The organism is Cryobacterium sp. M23 (assembly GCF_002929655.1).
GTDB lineage: Bacteria > Actinomycetota > Actinomycetes > Actinomycetales > Microbacteriaceae > Cryobacterium > Cryobacterium sandaracinum.
This window is the reverse complement of sequence record NZ_PJJV01000074.1, coordinates 62,364-81,340: the sequence shown is the minus strand read 5'-3', so window position 1 is coordinate 81,340 and position 18,977 is coordinate 62,364. Positions and strand designations below refer to the sequence as shown.

General features: G+C 67.2%; 17 protein-coding genes and 1 tRNA gene. 8 read left to right on the top strand and 10 right to left on the bottom strand.

Features of this window, described 5'->3' with window-relative positions:
* Nucleotides 1-40 precede the first annotated feature (40 nt).
* The 4 genes from CXY82_RS10875 to CXY82_RS10865 form a co-directional block, all read right to left on the bottom strand.
* Entirely contained in the window at nucleotides 41-694 is a 654-nt protein-coding gene (locus CXY82_RS10875; protein WP_104170949.1) for a TIGR03943 family protein, read from the bottom strand.
* Nucleotides 695-805: 111 nt separating this feature from the next.
* A complete protein-coding gene (locus CXY82_RS18315) occupies nucleotides 806-1,297 on the bottom strand; it encodes a permease (RefSeq protein WP_255408586.1) in 492 nt (163 codons plus the stop codon).
* A 20-nt stretch (nucleotides 1,298-1,317) separates the two neighbouring features.
* Complete coding sequence (locus CXY82_RS18310) at nucleotides 1,318-1,674, bottom strand: permease (protein WP_255408582.1); 357 nt, start codon at nucleotides 1,672-1,674, stop codon at nucleotides 1,318-1,320.
* A 151-nt stretch (nucleotides 1,675-1,825) separates the two neighbouring features.
* The gene (locus CXY82_RS10865; protein WP_104170948.1) at nucleotides 1,826-3,289 is read right to left on the bottom strand and encodes a hypothetical protein; all 1,464 of its coding nucleotides are present in this window, start codon (nucleotides 3,287-3,289) and stop codon (nucleotides 1,826-1,828) included.
* Nucleotides 3,290-3,562: 273 nt separating this feature from the next.
* Between CXY82_RS10865 and CXY82_RS10860 the strand changes: the two genes are divergently transcribed.
* Nucleotides 3,563-4,342: an HAD family phosphatase gene (locus tag CXY82_RS10860; protein WP_166786534.1), complete on the top strand. Its 780-nt coding sequence runs from the start codon at nucleotides 3,563-3,565 to the stop codon at nucleotides 4,340-4,342.
* On the top strand, nucleotides 4,339-6,846 hold the full coding sequence (locus CXY82_RS10855) for a glycoside hydrolase family 65 protein (protein ID WP_104170946.1): 2,508 nt from the start codon (nucleotides 4,339-4,341) through the stop codon (nucleotides 6,844-6,846). Before CXY82_RS10860 ends, CXY82_RS10855 begins: the two co-directional genes overlap by 4 nt.
* Nucleotides 6,847-7,077: 231 nt before the next feature.
* Here the strand turns inward: CXY82_RS10855 and CXY82_RS10850 are convergent, their stop codons facing one another.
* Nucleotides 7,078-7,872 (bottom strand): GDSL-type esterase/lipase family protein, encoded by a 795-nt coding sequence (locus CXY82_RS10850; protein ID WP_104170945.1) that lies wholly within the window; start codon nucleotides 7,870-7,872, stop codon nucleotides 7,078-7,080.
* A gap of 259 nt (nucleotides 7,873-8,131) precedes the next feature.
* The gene (locus CXY82_RS10845) at nucleotides 8,132-9,607 is read right to left on the bottom strand and encodes a hydroxymethylglutaryl-CoA synthase family protein (RefSeq protein ID WP_104170944.1); all 1,476 of its coding nucleotides are present in this window, start codon (nucleotides 9,605-9,607) and stop codon (nucleotides 8,132-8,134) included.
* 189 nt (nucleotides 9,608-9,796) lie between these two features.
* On the opposite strand from CXY82_RS10845, the gene mvaD reads away from it, so the two are divergent.
* Genes mvaD through CXY82_RS18380 form a run of 3 tightly spaced genes read left to right on the top strand, consistent with a single transcriptional unit; the run spans nucleotide 9,797 to nucleotide 14,249 of the window.
* Nucleotides 9,797-10,807, top strand: coding sequence for a diphosphomevalonate decarboxylase (gene mvaD / locus CXY82_RS10840; protein WP_233199295.1), 1,011 nt, complete (start codon nucleotides 9,797-9,799; stop codon nucleotides 10,805-10,807).
* 2 nt (nucleotides 10,808-10,809) lie between these two features.
* Nucleotides 10,810-11,877, top strand: a complete 1,068-nt coding sequence (locus CXY82_RS10835; protein ID WP_104170943.1) for a mevalonate kinase — start codon at nucleotides 10,810-10,812, stop codon at nucleotides 11,875-11,877.
* Entirely contained in the window at nucleotides 11,874-14,249 is a 2,376-nt protein-coding gene (locus CXY82_RS18380; protein WP_104170942.1) for a hydroxymethylglutaryl-CoA reductase, degradative, read from the top strand. The genes CXY82_RS10835 and CXY82_RS18380 overlap by 4 nt, the downstream gene beginning before the upstream one ends.
* Before the next feature lie 261 nt (nucleotides 14,250-14,510).
* Here CXY82_RS18380 and CXY82_RS10825 read toward each other — a convergent pair whose 3' ends face one another.
* Nucleotides 14,511-14,792 carry a helix-turn-helix transcriptional regulator gene (locus tag CXY82_RS10825; RefSeq protein WP_134342752.1) on the bottom strand — a complete coding sequence of 94 codons (282 nt, stop codon included), beginning with the start codon at nucleotides 14,790-14,792 and terminating at the stop codon, nucleotides 14,511-14,513.
* Between the two features lie 199 nt (nucleotides 14,793-14,991).
* Between CXY82_RS10825 and CXY82_RS10820 the strand changes: the two genes are divergently transcribed.
* Nucleotides 14,992-16,452, top strand: a complete 1,461-nt coding sequence (locus CXY82_RS10820) for a DUF222 domain-containing protein (protein WP_104170940.1) — start codon at nucleotides 14,992-14,994, stop codon at nucleotides 16,450-16,452.
* 114 nt (nucleotides 16,453-16,566) lie between these two features.
* Here the strand turns inward: CXY82_RS10820 and CXY82_RS18600 are convergent, their stop codons facing one another.
* Nucleotides 16,567-16,962 carry a recombinase family protein gene (locus CXY82_RS18600; RefSeq protein WP_199180936.1) on the bottom strand — a complete coding sequence of 132 codons (396 nt, stop codon included), beginning with the start codon at nucleotides 16,960-16,962 and terminating at the stop codon, nucleotides 16,567-16,569.
* Between the two features lie 226 nt (nucleotides 16,963-17,188).
* Here CXY82_RS18600 and CXY82_RS17335 point away from each other — a divergent pair, with 226 nt between their 5' ends.
* The gene (locus CXY82_RS17335) at nucleotides 17,189-17,365 is read left to right on the top strand and encodes a hypothetical protein (protein ID WP_158252175.1); all 177 of its coding nucleotides are present in this window, start codon (nucleotides 17,189-17,191) and stop codon (nucleotides 17,363-17,365) included.
* Nucleotides 17,366-17,683: 318 nt separating this feature from the next.
* Here CXY82_RS17335 and CXY82_RS10805 read toward each other — a convergent pair whose 3' ends face one another.
* Entirely contained in the window at nucleotides 17,684-18,190 is a 507-nt protein-coding gene (locus CXY82_RS10805; protein WP_158252174.1) for a DUF4395 domain-containing protein, read from the bottom strand.
* Nucleotides 18,191-18,286: 96 nt separating this feature from the next.
* On the opposite strand from CXY82_RS10805, the gene CXY82_RS10800 reads away from it, so the two are divergent.
* The gene (locus tag CXY82_RS10800; protein ID WP_104170937.1) at nucleotides 18,287-18,640 is read left to right on the top strand and encodes a hypothetical protein; all 354 of its coding nucleotides are present in this window, start codon (nucleotides 18,287-18,289) and stop codon (nucleotides 18,638-18,640) included.
* A gap of 232 nt (nucleotides 18,641-18,872) precedes the next feature.
* On the opposite strand, the gene CXY82_RS10795 is transcribed toward CXY82_RS10800, so the two are convergent.
* Nucleotides 18,873-18,956, bottom strand: a tRNA-Leu gene (locus CXY82_RS10795).
* Nucleotides 18,957-18,977: the final 21 nt, after the last annotated feature.

The window sequence follows — 18,977 nt, the reverse complement described above, 5'->3', positions numbered from 1 at the left end:
GCGACGGATGCAGCGGGCACCGGGCGTCAGAGCGGCCCGATCAGCTTGCCGGCGTCAGTAGACGTACGGCTGGGCGGGCTGGTCCGTGGGCGTGATCTCGCTCGGAACAAGGGCGATGGCCTCCTCGCTGCGGATGCTCGGGTTGGTGTCGACCGCTCTCGATGGCAACCCAGCTGTCGGTCGGGAATTCGTCCTGCCAGCCGGAGTAGTAGACGGGGATGCCGACCGGCTGCGCGTCGACCGCGCAGCAGGACACGACGAAGCGGGCCACGAAGAACACATTCTCGGGGTCACTCGTGTCGGGCGTGACGAACCCGGTCACGGTCGCGGTCTTGTCGGCGAAGAAGTCCTCGCCGGCGCCTTGGCGCAGCAACGAGGACCAGTCCCGCACGGTGAAGGTCGAGTAGTCGCCGCCGACGAGGTCGCTCGCCTCTTTCTGCGTGATGAGCGAGGTCGAGCCGTTCAGGTCGCGCTTGGCGACCGTGGCCGTGGTCAGGGTCGCCGGCGGCAACACCAGGAGGCCCACGGTGGCCGCGACGATGATCAGGATGCTGCCGGCCGACCAGAGCCACGCCCAGCGTCCTCCGTCGCCCTCAGGTAGCTCGTGCTCGTGCTCGTTTTCGGCTGCGGGCAGGAGAGCGAATGCGGCCACCACCAGCGCGGCGGCGATCACGGCCATCACCATGGTGAACACGAAGTACCGGGGTGGATGTAGAGCCCGAGCTGCCCGCTGACCCCCAGCCAGACCGTGGCCACAATGCCCACGATGCTGAGGAGCGCGCCCTGCCAGCGCCGCAGGAGCCGTCTAAACGACATAGTTGATCGCCAATCCGAGAACCGCGGAACAGAGAGCCACAATCAGGGTGAGTTGCATCAGGGTCTTGGCCGTGAAGGGCGTGCGCAGCAGGGCCAGCATCTTGATGTCGATCATCGGGCCGAAGACCAGGAAGGCCACGATGGCGTCGGGCATGAACGTCGCACCGAACGAGAGGATGAAGAAGACGTCGACGTTGGAGCAGATCGAAACCACGAAGGCCAGGGCCATCAGCGCCAGCACGGACCAGACCGGGTGGCTGCCGAGCGTCACGAGCACCTCGCGGGAGACGGCGGTCTGGATCAGCCCGGCCGGTCCGGCGCCGATAAAGAGCGCCGGCAACATCGCGCTGGTCTCCTTCGTGAACAGACCGGCGCTGCGCTTGATCTTCCCGTCGGCCGCGTCATGGTGGTCGCCGAGTGCACAGGCATCCTGAAACCGGGGAGCGAGCAGGGACTCGGGTTTCAGGTGCCGGCTGTAGATGTAGCAGATCAGGTTGGCGATCAGGAATCCGCCGGCGATGCGCCAGACCAGGATGCCACTGTCCCAACCGAGGTCACCGGGTTGAGGATCGGGGCCGCGAAGAGTAACGTCATCGATTCGCCGACCGTCAGCCCCTTGGCGATCAGGCCGCGCACCAGAGGCACATTGCCGCACTCGCAAACCGGCAGCAGCATGCCCAGCAGCGAGAGTACGACCCGCCGGGCGACTGGGTTCTTCGGCAGGCGCCGCAGCAGGAACCCCTCCGGCAGCCAGGTCTGCACCACGATCGACAGCACGATGCCGAGGAAGACGAACGGCAGTGACTCGACCACCACGCTGATCGACAGGGTGACGAAGTCGCGGAAGGTGTCCGCCACGGTGTCGGCAGAGGCCGCGGCCGGGCCTCCGGCGCGCGGTGAAGGGCCGCGCGGCGATGGCCTGACTCATGGGTATATCTTGTCCTGTTTCGACTCGGTCGCGCTCGGGACAGGAAGCCATCGGCAGGAGGTTGGCGGGGGCATCCGTCGGTTAGCCGCACCAATCAGGGAGAAAACCGGACACGCTACGGCTGCTGGTGCCGCGGTCGAGGTCTACCAGGGTGGTCGTCATGCCCGAGAACGCGGGCAGGGTCGGGTAGTCGTCGCCGAGGCCGGCCGCCGGGATCGTCTCCACCGCGAGGTACTGGCCGTTCGGCGAGACGCAGAAGTCCCGCACGCGCGACGCGTCCGACGCGGGAGTGAACGCGACGCTCGAGTCGGCGGCGTCGGTGACGGCGATCAGGGAAGCCAGCTCGTTGCTGTCGCCGGTCTCCTGCAGAAACAGGCGGGCGTAGCGCCCCTGCTCGGTGAGGAGCACGAGCTTGCCGGGGTAGGCGCTCGCTTCGAGCAGGCTGGGCGCGAGGTCGAGTGTGGTCACGGCCCCGTCGGCGAGGTCGATCGTCGAGCCTTGGTCGGGGTCGGCGACGACGAGCGCGCGGGTGCCGGGAACGAATCCGCGCATCTCGTCGTGCTCGCCCAACGGGGTCAGCACGGCGTCGCCGAGCATGTCGATCAGGAACAGGGTCTGCCCGGCGTTCTGCACGACGAGAGAGGTGCTGTCCGGCACGAAGCGCAGGTCCATCACCGTCATCGGCAGGCCGTCCACCCCGGTGACCTCGGCCGGGAGGCCCGAGTACTCGGTCAGGTCGTAGACGAAGGGGGTGCGGTCGTAGCGGCGCCCCGCCGTCTCCGGGGCGCTGGTGAAGGTGTACGCGATCAGGGTTTTCGACGGGGAGGCCGCCAGGTTCTCGATCACGCCCGCGCCCGGCACGGGCACCTGCACGTTGTCCCCGCCCCCGAACGAGACCACCTCGAGGGTGGCCGTGTCGTCTTCGGCGAGCGTGACGGCGGCGAGGTGGTTCTCCAGGGCGACATACTGCTGGATGCGCGGGGCGCTGAACACGATGTCTCCGTCGCCCCGGCCCTGCAGGGTCGTGCGGCGCACGGTGTCGGGCCGCTTCGCGCCGGCGTCGTCCACCCGGCTGTCGCGCTGCAGCGCATAGATGTCGGCGTCCGGGGTCGTGAACTCGTATTCCAGGGTGGCGGTGGCGTCCTGGGTGATGCTCGCGACATCCGTCACCGTCACCGTATAGACGGTGTTATAGCGCAGGATGCCGGCGAACTCCACCGTCAGGGCGCGGTCGGCGACACGAGCGGAGACCTCTGTAGCCGGGGACACCGTCACCTGGCCGGCTTGGACCTCGGCCAGCGGCTGGTTCGCGGTGAGCAGCAGGCGCGCATTGCCACGCGTGACGGCGGCGTCGAGGTTGATCTCGGCGGAGGCCAGGCGGGGGCCCTGGCTGAAGTTGGCCATCGCGAGGCCCGCCACCAGCAGGACGAGCACCGCGACCGTGACCGAGAAGAGCTGTCGGAAACGCCGGCCCGCCAGCCGCACGGAGCGCGACCGATTCGCGGACGCGGGTGCGGCCGAGAGCGCGCTCCGTTCGCGGTTCATCCTGTCAATAGTATCGGCCGATTTTCCGGGCGCGCCGGAGACCGGGGGATCAGGGCCGCGCAACCAGAGAAATCGGCGCAACGCCTTCGGGGGCATAGGATCGGGGGGAGTATTCAGGCGTATGCAGTCCTAGCCCTGGTCCGCAGCGTCGTCAATCGCATTCCTCGCCGCGTTGGCGCACATCACGTCGATCCCCCGATCGAGATCGTGATCATTTGACCGCTTCGATCAGACCTCCCACTGTCTCAGGACCTACCAAGCAAGGCATCAGTTATGACTTCTACGCGATTCCCCCTGTCGCGCGCGGAAACGCGCGCCCGGCTCCTGTCCATGCGCGGTGTACTCTTCGACCTCGACGGGGTGCTCACGCCCACCGCCGATGTTCACATGGCCGCCTGGTCGCGCCTGTTCACCCGCTTTCTCGAGGACCAGGGAGTGAGCCCCGCCTACAGCGACGCCGACTACTTCCAGTACATCGATGGCAAGCCCCGCTATGACGGCGTGCGGTCGCTGCTCGCCTCCCGGGGCATCCAGCTGCCCGACGGCGACCCGACGGACGCCCCGGAGCGCAACACCGTCTGCGGCCTCGGCAACCGCAAGAACGAGGCCTTCAACGAGACCCTCGCCGAAAGTGGCGTCACGCCCTACCCGGGATCGATCGAGTTCCTCGACTACGTCGTGGCCGCCGGCCTCGCCGTGGCCGTCGTCACCAGCTCGCGCAACGGGGAGAAGACCCTCGCGGCAGCCGGCATTCGCGGACGCTTCGAAATCGTCGTCGATGGCCTGCTCTCGGCCGAGCGTGGCCTGGCCGGCAAGCCGGCCCCCGACACCTATGAGCTCGGCGCGGAACTGCTCGGCCTCGATGCGGCCCAGTGCGTCGTCGTCGAAGACGCGCACTCGGGCATCCAGGCCGGCCGCGCCGGCAACTTCGGCCTCGTGCTCGGAGTGGACCGCGGCGTGGGCACGCAGACCCTGCTCCACGCCGGGGCCGACGTCGTCGTCCCCGACCTGCACGAGCTGCTCCCCAACGTCGAAACGGAGGCCGGAGAATGAACCGGATCACCGACACGAACGACCCGCTCGACCGCAACCGATTTCCGATCGACGAGTGGGCCCTGGTCGAGAAGGACTTCTCCGGTGACGACATGGGACGCACCGAGACGCTGTTCGCCACCGGCAACGGGTACCTCGGCCTGCGCGGCAACGTGGACGAGGGCCGGGACGGCCACGCCCACGGCACGTTCATCAACGGGTTCCACGAGACCTGGCAGATCCGGCACGCGGAAGAGGCCTTCGGCTTCGCGCGCGTCGGGCAGACGATCGTCAACGCGCCGGATGCCAAGATCATTCGCATTTACGTCGACGACGAGCCGCTCGTCCTGACCCTCGCGGATCTGCTCAGCTATGAGCGCCGCCTCGACTTCGCCGGCGGCATCCTCTCCCGTTCCCTCGAATGGCGCACGCCCTCGGGCAAGCGCGTGCTGATCCAGTCGCGCCGCCTGGTGTCGTTCACGGAACGCCACCTCGCGATCCTCGAGTACGAGGTCACCATGCTGGACGCCGACGCGTCGGTCGTGATCTCCAGCCAGATCCTCAACCGCCAGGACGGCATCGGCGAGTACGACGCCCCGAAGCCCACCAACGGCAAGGACTTCGACCCGCGTAGGGCCGAGTCGTTCACCGACCGGGTGCTGCGCCCCCGCTTCAAACGGGCATCCGAGGGCCGCTACATCCTCGGCTTCCGCTGCACGAACTCGGGCATGACCATCGCCTGCGCCGCCGACCACCAGCTTGAGACGCTCAATGAGTACGACGAGGCCTCGCACATCGGCGACGACCTCGCCAAGCACGTCTACCGCATCAAGGCCAAGCAGGGCCAGTCCATCCGACTGACCAAGACCCTCAGCTACCACACCTCCACCGGCGTGCCCACGCACGAGCTCGCCGACCGGTGCGACCGCACGCTCGACCGCGCCGTCGCAGCCGGAACCGAGCAGTACGTCGCCGAGCAGCGCGACTGGCTCACCGCTTTCTGGGCGCGCACGGATGTCGAACTCGCCGGCCAGCCTGCCCTCCAGCAGGCCACCCGCTGGAACTTCTTCCAGCTTGCGCAGGCGTCCATGCGAGCCGACGGCCAGGGCGTGTCCGCGAAGGGCGTGTCCGGATCCGGCTACGGCGGCCACTATTTCTGGGACACGGAAGTGTACGTGCTCCCCTTCCTGACCTACACGTCGCCGAACGCCGCGCGCAACGCGCTGCGATTCCGGCACGCGATGCTCGAGCACGCCAGGGTGCGCGCCACCGAACTGAACCAGCTGGGCGCGCTGTTCCCGTGGCGCACGATCAACGGCCTGGAGTCGTCCGCGTACTACGCCGCCGGCACCGCGCAGTATCACATCGACGCTGACATCTCCTATGCGCTGACCCAGTACGTGTCGGCCACCGGCGATGAGGACTTCCTCTCCCGCGAGGCCATCGACATCCTGGTGGAGACGGCGCGCATGTGGGCCGACCTCGGCTTCTGGCGCGGCAACGGCAACGACGTCTTCCACATCCACGGCGTCACCGGGCCCGACGAGTACACGACTGTCGTCAACGACAACCTCTACACGAACATCATGGCCCGCTCGAACCTGCGGGACGCGGTCACCAGTGTGCGCAGACTGCGCGAGGTCGACATCGCCTCCTACGACTTCATGGTCGCCCGCCTCGGACTCGGCGAGGCCGAGATCATCGAGTGGTCGTTCGCCGCGGAAGCAATGCACATCCCCTTTGACAAGACCCTGGGCATCCACCCGCAGGACGCGCAGTTCCTGGAGAAGGAACGTTGGGACCTCTCGCAGACGCCGCCCGCCAACCGCCCGCTGCTGCTGCACTACCACCCCCTCGTGATCTACCGCTTCCAGGTGCTCAAGCAGGCGGATGTCGTGCTCGCCCTCCTGCTGCAGGGTGACCAGTTCACGCCGGAGCAGAAACGTGCCGACTTCGACTACTACGACCCGATCACCACGGGTGACTCGACGCTGTCCGACGTCGTGCAGTCGATCATCGCGGCCGAGGTCGGCTACCACGAGCTGGCGCTCAAATACTTCACCTCGGGCCTGTTCGTCGACCTCGCCGATCTGCACCACAACGCGGCGGACGGCGTTCACGTGGCATCCGCCGGCGGTGTCTGGAGCGCGCTCGTCTACGGCTTCGGCGGCATGCGCGACCACGGCGGCAAGATCACCCTCGACCCGCGACTGCCTGAGACCTGGGAGGCGCTGACCTTCCGCGTCACGCTCCGGGGAACCCGGCTGCGCGTGGACGTGCGTCAGAGCGAGGTCAACCTCACGATCGAGGAGGGCGTCGACGTCATGCTGTCCGTGCGCGGTGTTTCCGTCATCGTGCGGATGGGCCTGCCCATCACGGTCGCGCTGACCCACCAGGGCCCGCGCGACCCGGGGGCACCCTCTCGGACCTTGGTCGAGGGCGGGCGACGGGCCGACGGCACCGTCATCACGTCCTCGATCCCGACGATCGCGCACGCCACCGAGTTCCTGGAGCCGAACGACTAGTTCGCTTCCGCGGGGAGGGCCCCGGCACATCGTCGGGGGCCCTCCCTCGTTTCAAGCCCCGGCCCCGGCCCCTCGTCCGTCGCTCTGGCCCTAACCAATTCGACGGAGATTTCGCGATAGTGACCGCATTTCACATGAAATAGGTCGATTTTCGTCAAAATCTCCGTCGAATTCGTTCGCGGCGTCGGCAGGCCAGTGCCCGGGGAGCCGGGAACCGGGACTGCTACCGAGTTACAGCGCCGCCTGGATGGCCGCCGCGTAGGCCTGGTAGCCGGCGGGGGTCGGGTGGAAGGCATCCGGACCGGCGAAGTAGACCCACGAGTCGACGTCTCCGATGCCGTGGCCCGCGAAAGCCGCGGACACGTCGACGTATTCGATGCTGGAGTTCGGTCGGATTGCCTGGGCCTGGGCTACGACGCCCTGGATGGTCTGGTTTAGCAGCATGGTTGCCCCGTTGAGCTGGGCGATCAGCGGGTCAGCCGAGGGGGCAAAGAGCAGCGGGTAGCCGGTGACGACCACGTGGGCATTCGGGGCGGCCGCTGCGACGCGCGCGTAGGTGTCGGCCAGACGGGCTGTAAGCTCGCCGGAATAGATCAGGGCGCCGGCGGTGGAGATGGCGTTCCCGCACGCGACCGGATCCGCGGACGCGCACGCCGCCGCCACGCCGGCCACATTCAGATCGTTGCCGCCCACGGTAAGTGTCACCAGGGTGGTCCCCCGGTTCAGGGACGACAGCTGCGTGGTGGTCACAGTCCCGGTGGTGGCCAGGCTGCAACTGACGTTGCGCAGCAGGTTCGTGCCCTTCACCGCGTCCAGAAGGGCGGGGTAGCCGTTCGGGCTCTGCAGGCAGCCGTCCACGTAGCCACCGCCGCCTTGCCCGGCCGCGTAGGAGTCGCCCAAGGCGACGTACTTGTTGGCCGGGGCCGTGGGTGCGGCGGATGCCGGTAGAGCACCGGCGGCAAGCACGCCCGAGGCGGCGAGGATGGCGGCGAGGACGCTGGACAGGAGTCGGATTCGGGGTTTCATGGCCCGACTTTACTCGGATCTGCGCTCTAGGTGCAGGGTTGATTTCGGCACGACCTCTGCGACTCCCGGAAAGCGGCCTGGCGCTCAGCCAGCTCGGCTTTCTGGGCCGCTCGTGCTCACGGTGCCGACCTCACCAATTCGACGGAGATTTTGCCGGGATCACCCCGATCGGTGCGAAAAACCGGGTTCTGGAGCAAAATTTCCGTCGAATTGGTTCACGCGCTCAGGGGATTGAATCGCGCGTCAGGCGACGAGAACGTCAGGCGGTAAGCGGCACGTAGCGGTAATACTCGATGCCCTGGTCGTAGAAGTCGGGGCCGTTCGCGGTGCCGAGGTGGTCGACGACGAACTGGTCCTCGGCCGGGGCCGGCACGAGGTCACCGGGGCGCCCCTCGTGCAGCGCGATGTACTGCGCCTCGGTCAGGTCGACCGGGCCGTGCAGGGCGGTCTCGAAGTTGATGCGTGCGGCGGCGGCCTGCCAACCCTCGGCGACCCGCATCGGGAGAGCCTCGGCGGCGTCGCCGCTGCCGTAGCCGAGCGCCAGCCACTCCTGGCCGGCGAGCTCGAGGCCCTCCGTCAGTGCGTGCTGCAGACCGGATGCGAGCCACGCCGGCAGGGCGGCCGTGTAGAGGTTGCCCAGGTCGCGCATGGCGTCCGAGCCGAGGCCGAGCTTCTCGCTGACCAGGGTGTTCCAGACTTCGGTGCTTCGCAGGTGCTGGCGCAGGCGGCGGGACAGCGGGAAGACGTCACCGATGATCTCGCCGATGTCGGCCCCGTTTCCGTGGAACGGCGAGGGTGCGCACATCTCGGCGAGCAGGAGGTCGGCGTCGATCCCGGCATCCGCGCAGTGCGCGCGCAGCTGGTCGCGGCCCGATTCCTTGTCGGCCGCGAGCGTGAACAGGTAGGCCATCACCCAGCCGGTCGCCGGCATCTGGTGGTACGGGCGGTGCATGAACACCCGGTCGACCTCGTTGAAGTAATCGAGGGAATTGCCGGGGCGCTTTCCCAGCATGGCCGTCATCGCGTGGTGGGTGGCGTCGATGTAGCAGCTGGTCGAGTACCGGCCATTGAACACGGGCAGGTCCTGCATCTGCCCGTCGTCGCGGGGCGGCTGCCCGCGGAAGCGCGCGAACGGCTTGCGGAAGTCCGCCACCCGGTAGTCGGAGTCGCTGCCGGACCCGGCCAGATTTACTTCCAGCAGTCGGGCCTCGCTTTCCAGGAGCACAGCGACGGCGCCTGCACCTTGGGTGGGCTCGCCGCTGCCGCCGCGAGCGTATTCGGCGATGTCGGCGGAGACGACGATGGCCTGGCGGCCCACGCCATCCGTCGCCAGGTAGCGCAGGGCGGCCTTGATGCCGTAGACGCCGGCGAGGCAGGCCTGCTTGAACTCGGGCACCTCGCAGTCGCGCGCGAGCAGCGGCATGCCATGGGCGGTGAGGGCGTCGTTGACCATGCCCTTGACGATGACCGCACCGGCCGAGTTGTCGCTGCTGGATTCGGTGCCGAGGGCCAGGAGGCCGACCTGACCGGGGTCGATGTCGTAGTCGCGGATCAAACGCCACACCGCGTTCGCCGCGAGCGTGTAGACACTCTGGCCCGGGCCGCGCATGCGGAAGCTGCGTCCAACGACGTTCCGGACCTTCCCCCACGGCTGGTCGTTCCAGTCGCACCAGGCTTCGAGCTGCACCCGGTAGGGCGGCACGAACAGGGAGAATCCACTAATTCCAGGCGTCAACAGTTCCCTCTTCAGGTTTGGCGTGGTTGTTCACCCACACCGGGTCTCAAACGCACCACTCCATTATCAACGGATCGGTTGGTGAAAGTGGTGACCAGGAGCAGATCGTCAGGCGGAACCGACCCGATCACGGCGGTGCGGCCCCCCGGGAAGCGACTAAAATCGAGTGAACCCGATCGGAGCACCACTGTGGACCAACCCATCGATGGTGGCGCCACCGCCGTGGCCCGCGCGCACAGCAACATCGCCCTCGTCAAATACTGGGGCAAGCGCGACGCCGCCCTGAACACGCCCGCGGTCGGCTCCATCTCGGTCACGCTCGACGCGCTCTACACCGACACCCGCGTCACCTTCACGCCCGGTCTGGTCGCCGATGAACTGTGGCTGGCCGGATGCCGCATCCCGGCCACGCGCATCAGTCACGTTCTCGACCTGGTGCGTGGGCATGCCGCCAGCATGGGCCTGTCCGTCGCCGGACTGAACGCCATCGTGACGTCGACGAACAACTTTCCGACCGGGGCCGGCCTCGCCTCGTCGGCATCCGGCTTCGCCGCCCTCGCGGTTGCCGCGTCCGGCGCCGCCGGCCTCACCCTGGCCGACCGCGAACTGTCGATCCTGGCCCGGCACGGCTCGGGCTCGGCCGCCCGCTCGATCTTCGGCGGCTTCGCCGAGATGCACGCCGGCACCGCCGCCGACGGATCGGACGCCTACGCGGAAGAGCTGCTCGACCGGGCGGGCTGGCCGCTGGCGGTCGTCGTGGCGATCACCGAGCACGGAGAGAAATCGATAAATTCCACTATCGGCATGAACGAGAGCAAGGCCTCCTCGCCGTTCTACCAGGCCTGGCTTGACTCGGCCGACGACGACCTCAACGAGATGCGCTCCGCCATCCGTGACCGCGATTTCGCCCGGCTCGGGCAGCTCTCCGAGTACAACTGCCTCAAACTGCACGCCCTGATGCTCACGACCCGACCCGCACTGATCTATTGGAACGCCGCGACCGTCGCCGCGATGCACGCCGTGGCGGGTCTTCGCGCCCAGGGCGTGCCGGCCTATTTCACCATCGACGCCGGGCCGCAAGTCAAGGTGCTCTGCCTGCCCGGCGACGCCGCCGCGGTTCAGCGAGCGATGGTGCTCGTGCCCGGGGTGCTCGAGGCGCGCATCAGCGCGCTCGGCCCGGCCGCCTGCCGGCTGGAATGACCATGGCGACGACTCTGCCGACGCCTCCGCCGAAGCCGACGATCCGGGCGTCCGCGCCCGGCAAGCTCTTCCTGCTGGGCGAGTACGCCGTGCTCGAGGGCGCGCCGGCCCTGCTCACCTCCGTCGACCGACGCGTAGAGGTGACGGTCGACGAGTCACCCACGGGCTCCTGGCAGGTCAGCGCGTCCAATTTGGGCATCCGGAACCTAGTGTTGGGCACGGATGGCGCCCTCCCGGCCGGGCTCACCGACCAGCAGCGCGACCACCTCCGCGTCTTCGACCAGGTGCGCGTCGCCGTGCAGGCCGCTGCGCTGCGGGCGCGGGTGCTGCCGCAGAGTCAGACCCCGCTCGCCATCACCATTGACAGCAGCGCGCTGTCCCGGGGCGGCCACAAGCTCGGCCTCGGTTCCAGCGCCGCCACCGCCGCCGGCCTGACCGACGCCCTGGCCCGCGCCCTGGGCCTGACGCTCGACCGGAACGAGCTGTTCCGCCTGGCCCACGCCGCCCACCGCAGCGCGCAGAACGGCGCCGGCAGCGGCGGAGACGTGGCCGCGAGCGTGCACGGCGGGTTGATCCGCTATGCCCCGGGTGCCGCAGTGGTGCCTCTGCGCTGGCCGGAGGAGCTCTGCATCTCGGCCGTCGTCACCGGCGAGGGTGCGCTGACCACCCGCCTGGTGGGCCGCGTGGCCGACTACGCCGCCGAGAACCCCGCCCGGCACCGGGCCGACCTGGACCGGCTGAAACACCTCGCCGAACAGGCCGAGGCGGCGCTGGCCAGCCCGGCCGATTTCCTGCGCCTCGCCTCCGACTACTTCGCGGCACTCACCCAACTCGACGCGCATGCCCAGGCCGGCATCGTGAGCGAGCGACACCGTGAACTGCACGCCCTCGCCCGGCGCGAGGGCGGCATCTTCAAGACCAGCGGGGCCGGCGGCGGAGACGTCGGTCTGGCCTTTAGCTACGCTGGAGAACCCACCGAGCGACTCGCCAGGGCACTCGCCCGGGCCGGGGCCGCCATCGTCCCGCTCGGCTTCTTCGCCGCCGGCCTACAGGGAGGCACCGCGTCATGAGCCGGTCCCGCATCCCCCGCTTCTACCAGTTGTCGGTCAGTGAACGCATCGCGCTCCTCCGGCAACGTGGTGTCCTGTCGACGGATGCCGCCGCGCACCTCGCAGACGGAACGTCCGCCCTCGACGTGGCGGCCGCCGACCGGTTGATCGAGAACGTGATCGGCGTCTTCTCAATGCCGATGGGACTCGGCCTGAACTTCCAGATCAACGGCCGGGACCACCTGGTGCCGATGGTGGTCGAAGAGCCCTCCATCGTCGCCGCGGTCAGCTCCGCGGCCCGGCTGGTGCGCCAGGCCGGCGGGTTCACGAGCGTCGCCGACGAGCCGCTGCTGATCGGCCAGATCCAGGTCGTCGACCTTATCGACCCCGAGCGCGCCCGGGCTGACCTGCTCGCGCGCGGCGACGAGCTCGTGGCGCTGGCCGACAGCGGGCATCCGAAAATGGTGGCGCGCGGCGGCGGCGCCCGCGGCATCGAGGTCTTCCTGCGCGGTGCGACGGCGCAGAACGGCGAACTGCTCGTCGTGCACCTGCTGGTCGACACCCGCGATGCGATGGGCGCCAATCTCGTCAACTCGATGTGCGAACGGCTCGCCCCACTGGTCGAGGAGATCAGCGGCGGCCGCGTGTTCCTGCGCATCCTCTCCAACCTCACCGACCGGGCCCTGGTGCGCGCCCGTGCCGTGATCCCGTACGCGCTGCTCGAGACCGCCGACTTCCCCGGCGAACGCGTGCGCGACGGTATCGTGCTCGCAAACGAGTTCGCGGCCATGGATCCCTACCGGGCCACCACGCACAACAAGGGCATCATGAACGGCATCGACGCCGTCGCCCTCGCCACCGGCAACGACTGGCGGGCGATCGAGGCGGCGGCCCACGCCTACGCCGGCCGCGGCGACGGCTACGGCCCGCTCACCACCTGGAGCGTGAACGACGCCGGCGATCTCGTGGGCGAACTGACCATCCCGTTGAAGGTCGGCACGGTCGGCGGCCAGGTGGAGTCGAACCCGGCCGTACGGCTCGCCCACACGATCCTCGGGGTGTCTTCAGCGGCCGAGCTGGCCGAGGTGATGGCCGCCGTGGGGCTGGCCCAAAATCTGGCCGCCCTCAAGGCCCTGTCGACCAACGGCATCCAGCACGGCCACATGCGCCTGCACGCGCGGGCCGTGGCGGCTGCCGCCGGCGCCAGTGGAGCCCGGTTCGAGGAGGTCGTCGAGAGGCTCATTACCGACGGCGAGATCAAGGTGTGGAAGGCGCGCCAGATCATGCAGGCCCTCGAAGAGAGCAGCGACGGCGACCGGGCCATTGAGCCGGCCGCGCCGGTTGCCGGGTACGGCACCGCCGCCGCCGTCGCCTTGCCCGCGGCTCACCCCGCACCCACGGCCACCCTTACGCCCAGCGCTTCCGCCACGTGCGCTGCTGCCCTCACCCCCGGCGCCCCCGGCCCGGATGCCCACCTCGGCTACGGCAAAATCATCCTGATGGGCGAGCATTCCGTCGTCTACGGCTACCACGCGATCGCCGCGCCGATCGGTCTGTCGGTGCGCGCGCAGGTCACCCGCCAGGCGTCGCTCCGCAAACCGGTCATCGCCGACTGGGACGTCGACGGCTCGGTGCGCGAACCGATCCGAGCAGACCTCTCGCACCGGGTGGCGGCGCTGATCGTCACCCGGCTCGGCGTGTCCGACGCCGGCCTTCGGGTCGACGTGTTCTCTCACCTGCCGCGCGCCAGCGGCCTGGGTGCCTCCGCCGCGTTCGCGGTGGCATTGATCCGCGCCGTCGCCGACAGCTTCCAGCTGACGATCAGCGACGCCGAGGTCTCGAGCCTCGCCTTCGAGTGCGAACAGATCGTGCATGGCACCCCGTCGGGCATCGACAACACCGTCGCCACCTTCGGCCGGTCGGTTCTTTTCCAGAGATCGGATGCCCCGGGCGGCCACACGATCCGCGACATCTTCACTCCCCACCCGATCCCCATCGTCATCGGGCTGTCCGGGGTGGAGTCGCTGACGAAGCAGACCGTGGGCCTCGTGCGCAGCGCCTGGCAGCGCAACCCCGCGCGCTACGACGCGATCTTCAGCCAGATCGACGGGCTGGTGTTGGCCGGGGTAGACGCGCTCCGCCGCGGCGACATCGCCGAGCTCGGCGAACTGATGAACATCAATCAGGGACTGCTCAACGCGCTACAGGTATCGAGCCCGGAGATCGAGTCACTCGTGGCGATCGCCCGCCGCGCCGGCGCCCTCGGAGCGAAGCTGACCGGTGGCGGGGGCGGCGGCGCCATGATCGCTATCGCCGAACCCGGCGGCACCGAACCGATCATCACCGCAATGCGCAGCGCCGGCTACACGACCTACCTCACCGAGATTCGCTGAGCACCCGAAATTCGAACCTGTATTCGAGGTATTCGGAGCTGGGCATCTCGTCATTCCCGACAGCAATAAACGGCGATTATGGCAGTCGTCCACAGGTCTCACGCGTAGTTATCCACATCGGGCATTCCAGTAATTATGCGGGCAACAGCCACATTTCACGCTGCTGTCCACAGGGTTATCCACAAGGCTGCGGATAGACGTATCTTCGACGTCTGCCGGGCCGGCCTGCCCGCCTCGCGGCGCAGGTCTCAATCGGCGGCCCTACGGCGGGCCCACGCGCCCCGGCCACAGGTCGACACCCAAACCGTTCTCCAGACGGGCCACGGTCGCCAGGTCCGGCCAGGACCGCCCGTGCAGCACCGAGAGCAGTGTCGTGTGGTCGAGCCCGGCATCGCGCGCCGCGGCGCGCACGCTTCGCTCGCCGATTGCGGCCTGCACGTTCACCGCGAACTGACGGGCCACCTCGCCGACGGCGCCCGCCGACGGCACGTCGGGCCACCCCACCACGAGGTCACGGGGAGCAGGTCGCGCCGGTCTGGACATAGCCCGAGCGTAGACGACGGATGTCCCCCTCGGATCGCCCACCCCAACCCGTCAGTCGAATCCACGGTGGTCGGGCTGGTCGAGACCCGGTGAGCCGCTCTCTGAACTTGTGAACAAATCTTCGAAATAAACACTGAATCGAGTCGACAAATAGTGCCAGACTCTCGACTCTGTGTTCGCTTTGAGGTATCCTCGTATCATGATCGATCTCGCGGATGACCTCAGGCAAGCGGCCGATGCCGTCGCCCTGCTGGGCTCCTCGAGCGCCGACTATGAGGCGCTGGCTGATGCCGCAGTGTTGTCCGGTCAGAAGCAGATCGCGGCGGCTCGCCGCCTGCTCGACACCCGCGCCGCGTGGATGGCCGGCACCATCGCCCGCCGGTCCCGGCCGGAGTTGGGCCACTCCGGGTTGGCGGCGCAGCAGGGGTTTCTCTCGCCGGAGGCCCTCATCCAGAAGTGGACCGGCTCCTCGAAGGGCAACGCCCACAAAATGGTCGCCGTCGGCACCATGATGGCTGATGCCGAAGCAGCCGAGAAGCAGGTCGAGGCGGCGCTCTCCTCGCCCAACGCGGATGCCGCCGAGGTCGCCGAGTTCGAGGCGAAGGTGCCGTGGCAGGCGCCGATCGCCCGGGCCGTCACCGCCGGAACCCTCTCCGTCGACGCGGCCGAGTCGATCCGCTCAGGGCTCGGCCAGATCGACGCCGCGGTCACCGCCGAGAAGCTCGGTGCGGCACTCGAAGCGCTACTCACCGAGGCGTCGTCACTGAATGCCGACGAGGTCTTCAAACGGGCGAGACGGATGCGCGACCGGCTCGATGAGGCCGGCATCGCCGCCCGCGAGAAGCAGGCCTACGACGACCGCTACCTGCAGGTCTACCGGCTTCGTGACGGCAAAGTGCGGCTGAACGGGCTGTTCGCGCCCGAAGACGGCGAGTTCGTGCTCTCCACCTTCGACTCCATCATCGGCCCGCGCCGCGGCGGGGTGCGGTTCGTCGACCCGGAGCGGGCAGCCTGGGCCAAGAAGATGCAAGACGACCCCCGCACGACCGAACAGATCGCCGCCGACTCACTGGTGCAGCTACTGAAGATCGCCGGCGAGGCCGACCCGGGCCGGGTCTTCGGCGGGCGCCGACCCTCGGTGCGCATGATCGTGACCGAGAAGGCGCTCAAGACGGGCCAGGCAGGCCAGGCCGAGCAGGTCAACGAACACGGGCCGGCCGAACCCGCCGCTCACGGGCAGATCGAGGGCAACCCTCTCCCCATCTCCCAGGAAACCATCGACCGGTTGCTCTGCGACACCGGCACCCGCGGCATCAAATTCGACGACAACGGCCAGATCATCAACGTCGGCCGCGACGAACGACTCTTCACGGAGAAACAGCGCGCCGCGATGGCCGTGCGTGACGGCGGATGCCTCTGGATCGACTGCGACAGATCACCGGCCTGGAGCAAAGCCCACCACATCAACGAGTGGTTGAAAGGCAACGGCTACACCGACCTCGCCGACGGGGTACTCCTCTGTCATCCGCACCATCTGCTGCTGCACAACCAGCATTGGACGATCAGCCGCACCGGAACTCAGCATTGGCTGCGGCCACCGGTGGAGGTTGACCCGAAGCAGACACTGATCGCTCTGCCGAGCAAGCGGGCGAACCTGTAGGGCGGGACGGGTCACCGGGTCTCGACGGGCTCGACCACCGGGGCTGAAACCACCGGAACGACAAAAGGCCCCCAATCTCTCGGGGGCCTTTCTGTCCGACTGGGTGGACGGCAATCAACCCATCGTGTTCGCTGTGGGTTGATTGCAAAACTCAAAACTTCGGCCTGACCCCGTGTGCTGGTTGCGTAGTTCCTCGCGATTCTTCTGCATGATCTTGCCGATCCTCTGGCGTTCGACGAAAATCTTCTGAAAATTCGTGGAATCGAGGGACACGCCTTTGCTGGCTCCACCGCGCTGTAGCGCCCGCGAGCGCCACGAAAGCTGGAACGCCTTCATGAACCGCCTACACCCGTGTGCGGTGTGGTGCAGTTTCTGGTCATCGACGATGTCTTTCGCGTCGCGCAGTGACCGGGCAAGGCGGTCGAGCTTGGTGACCACAAGCGTGTCCCCGGCCCGGCATGCAGCCAGCGCTTCTCGTAGTCCTGGCCGCGCCCGGTTCGTGCCGGTCACCCTTGATCGGTGAACGTCCGGCTATCGGGCACCCGGTAGATCTAGGTCCAGCACATACGTCTGCGACGGACGTCCCAACAGCGAATGCTGGAATGGCTCTCTCAGCGGTCGCCAGCCATTCTTTTCGTAGAGGTGCACGGCAGTCCCCGCACGGCTTTTCCATGTCTCGAGTTTCCCACCCGTTTCGATGATCGTTCGCTCGCTCGCTCGGCGCACGGAGTGTGCGGTGCGCAATACGCTCAACAACATGGATGTGCGCCAACTCACCGGTGACGACCTGGAACTCATTGCGAAAGCGGAAGAGGCAATTGATGCCAACGCGGACGTTGAAGGCGGGGTACACACAGTCGGGGCTGCCGTTTGTGATGCCACGGGACATATCCACGTCGGCGTCAACGTTTAGCATTTCACGGGTGGCTCCTGTGCTGAGCTCGTCGCGCTGGGATCAGCACGAACCTCCGGAGCGCGCGAGCTAACGGCGATTGTCGCCGTGGGCGACAGTGGGCGTGGCGTGAAAACCCCGTGCGGCCGCGATCGCCAAGTTCTTGCCGAAGAGAAAGCGACCGCTGATGCGGCGAGCTCGATTGCTGGCTAGTTCGACCATGAGTTGTCACGGGACGGCCGGGTGCCTCACGAACGGATAGCTTCCCATAACGCCGTTGACAGTTCCTGATGAGGCAATCCGACCGAGCTGTGGTTCTGCGGCGTGGACCCGACCTTTTCACCTTGCTGCTGCGTGAGGAAAAATTAGTCTGTACAACCACGATCCGAGACACCAATGGGTCGTGGTGAGAATTGTGCCGCCGAGAGCGACCATTCCTCCCAGCACGATTCCCAGCGCTGATAATCCGAAATAGAAGGACAAGGCCGCACCTGCAAGTAGCACGGTGGACAGCAGGTAGGAAAACCGTCGTGGACTCGGCGTGGGGGGAAGCGCCGGAGCGCGAAACATATGGCGAACGACCAAGTTATAGACCAGATCGAGAATCATGCCACGGGGAAATAGTGCCCCTGTGAGAGGAACGATTGCACCCAATCCAAGAATGATAGGCGACTGCAAAATCAATCCGAGAACGATCAAGACAGTGCCCACTGCCGGTGTGAATCGTAGGGGCCATGCGTAACAAGACTTGGCTTCATCATCGAGGCCTCCGAATCCCTGCTTATCCAGATTGGTCTTCGTCAGTTCTCTCAGTGCCGCCACCTTCGATTCCTTAATGCTGGCCATAGGCAACCCCATTTCGCAGACAGGGGCTATTCGTCTTTTCTTAAAAAATCTCAATGTTCCTAGGATATCGAACCCATGCCTCCGGCCCGGCGATGAGTGTTCACTCCCACTCCCGGCACCTACATGGCAATCGACCGTGCCAGTGGCAAGCGCGTCACCAGACCCGTCACACCAGCGACCGTCACCATCCCGATGGATGCCGGAGCCCCAGCCGAACGGAAACAGGACCCCCGGTTGGCTGTGAAGCACCTCCAGAAGTTCGCCTTCAATTACCTCGCGGCGACCATCGCCGCCGTGTCATCGAACCTGCGGAAGATATTCGACTTCTTCGTGAAGACCGCGAAACGTGACAGCGGCGAGAGTCTCTCCCGAGAACGCCGACGCAAAGAAGCCACCGGAACACCGCTGAATAAACACAGCGCACTTCCCTCCCTGGCGCCGCCGCAGTAGCGGGAACCTCCGCCAATTCCGAACGTCACCCCGCGCACCGAACGCTTCAGCCTGCCTACCAGCAGGCTGATTGGCGTCTAACCCGCGAATTACCGAGCGGCGAACGGCGAAACCGCTCCTGAAATCGCTCGGACTCGTTAAAAGCAGAAGGCCGGCTGAGCATTTCTGCTCAACCGGCCTGTTCGCCTGGATTTCCTGAAAACCATTCCTAGATTTCCTGAAACACCCACTGTGCGCGAGGGGGGACTTGAACCCCCACGTCCTTTCGAACACTGGCACCTGAAGCCAGCGCGTCTGCCAATTCCGCCACTCGCGCGAACTTAGGCAGATTAGCACT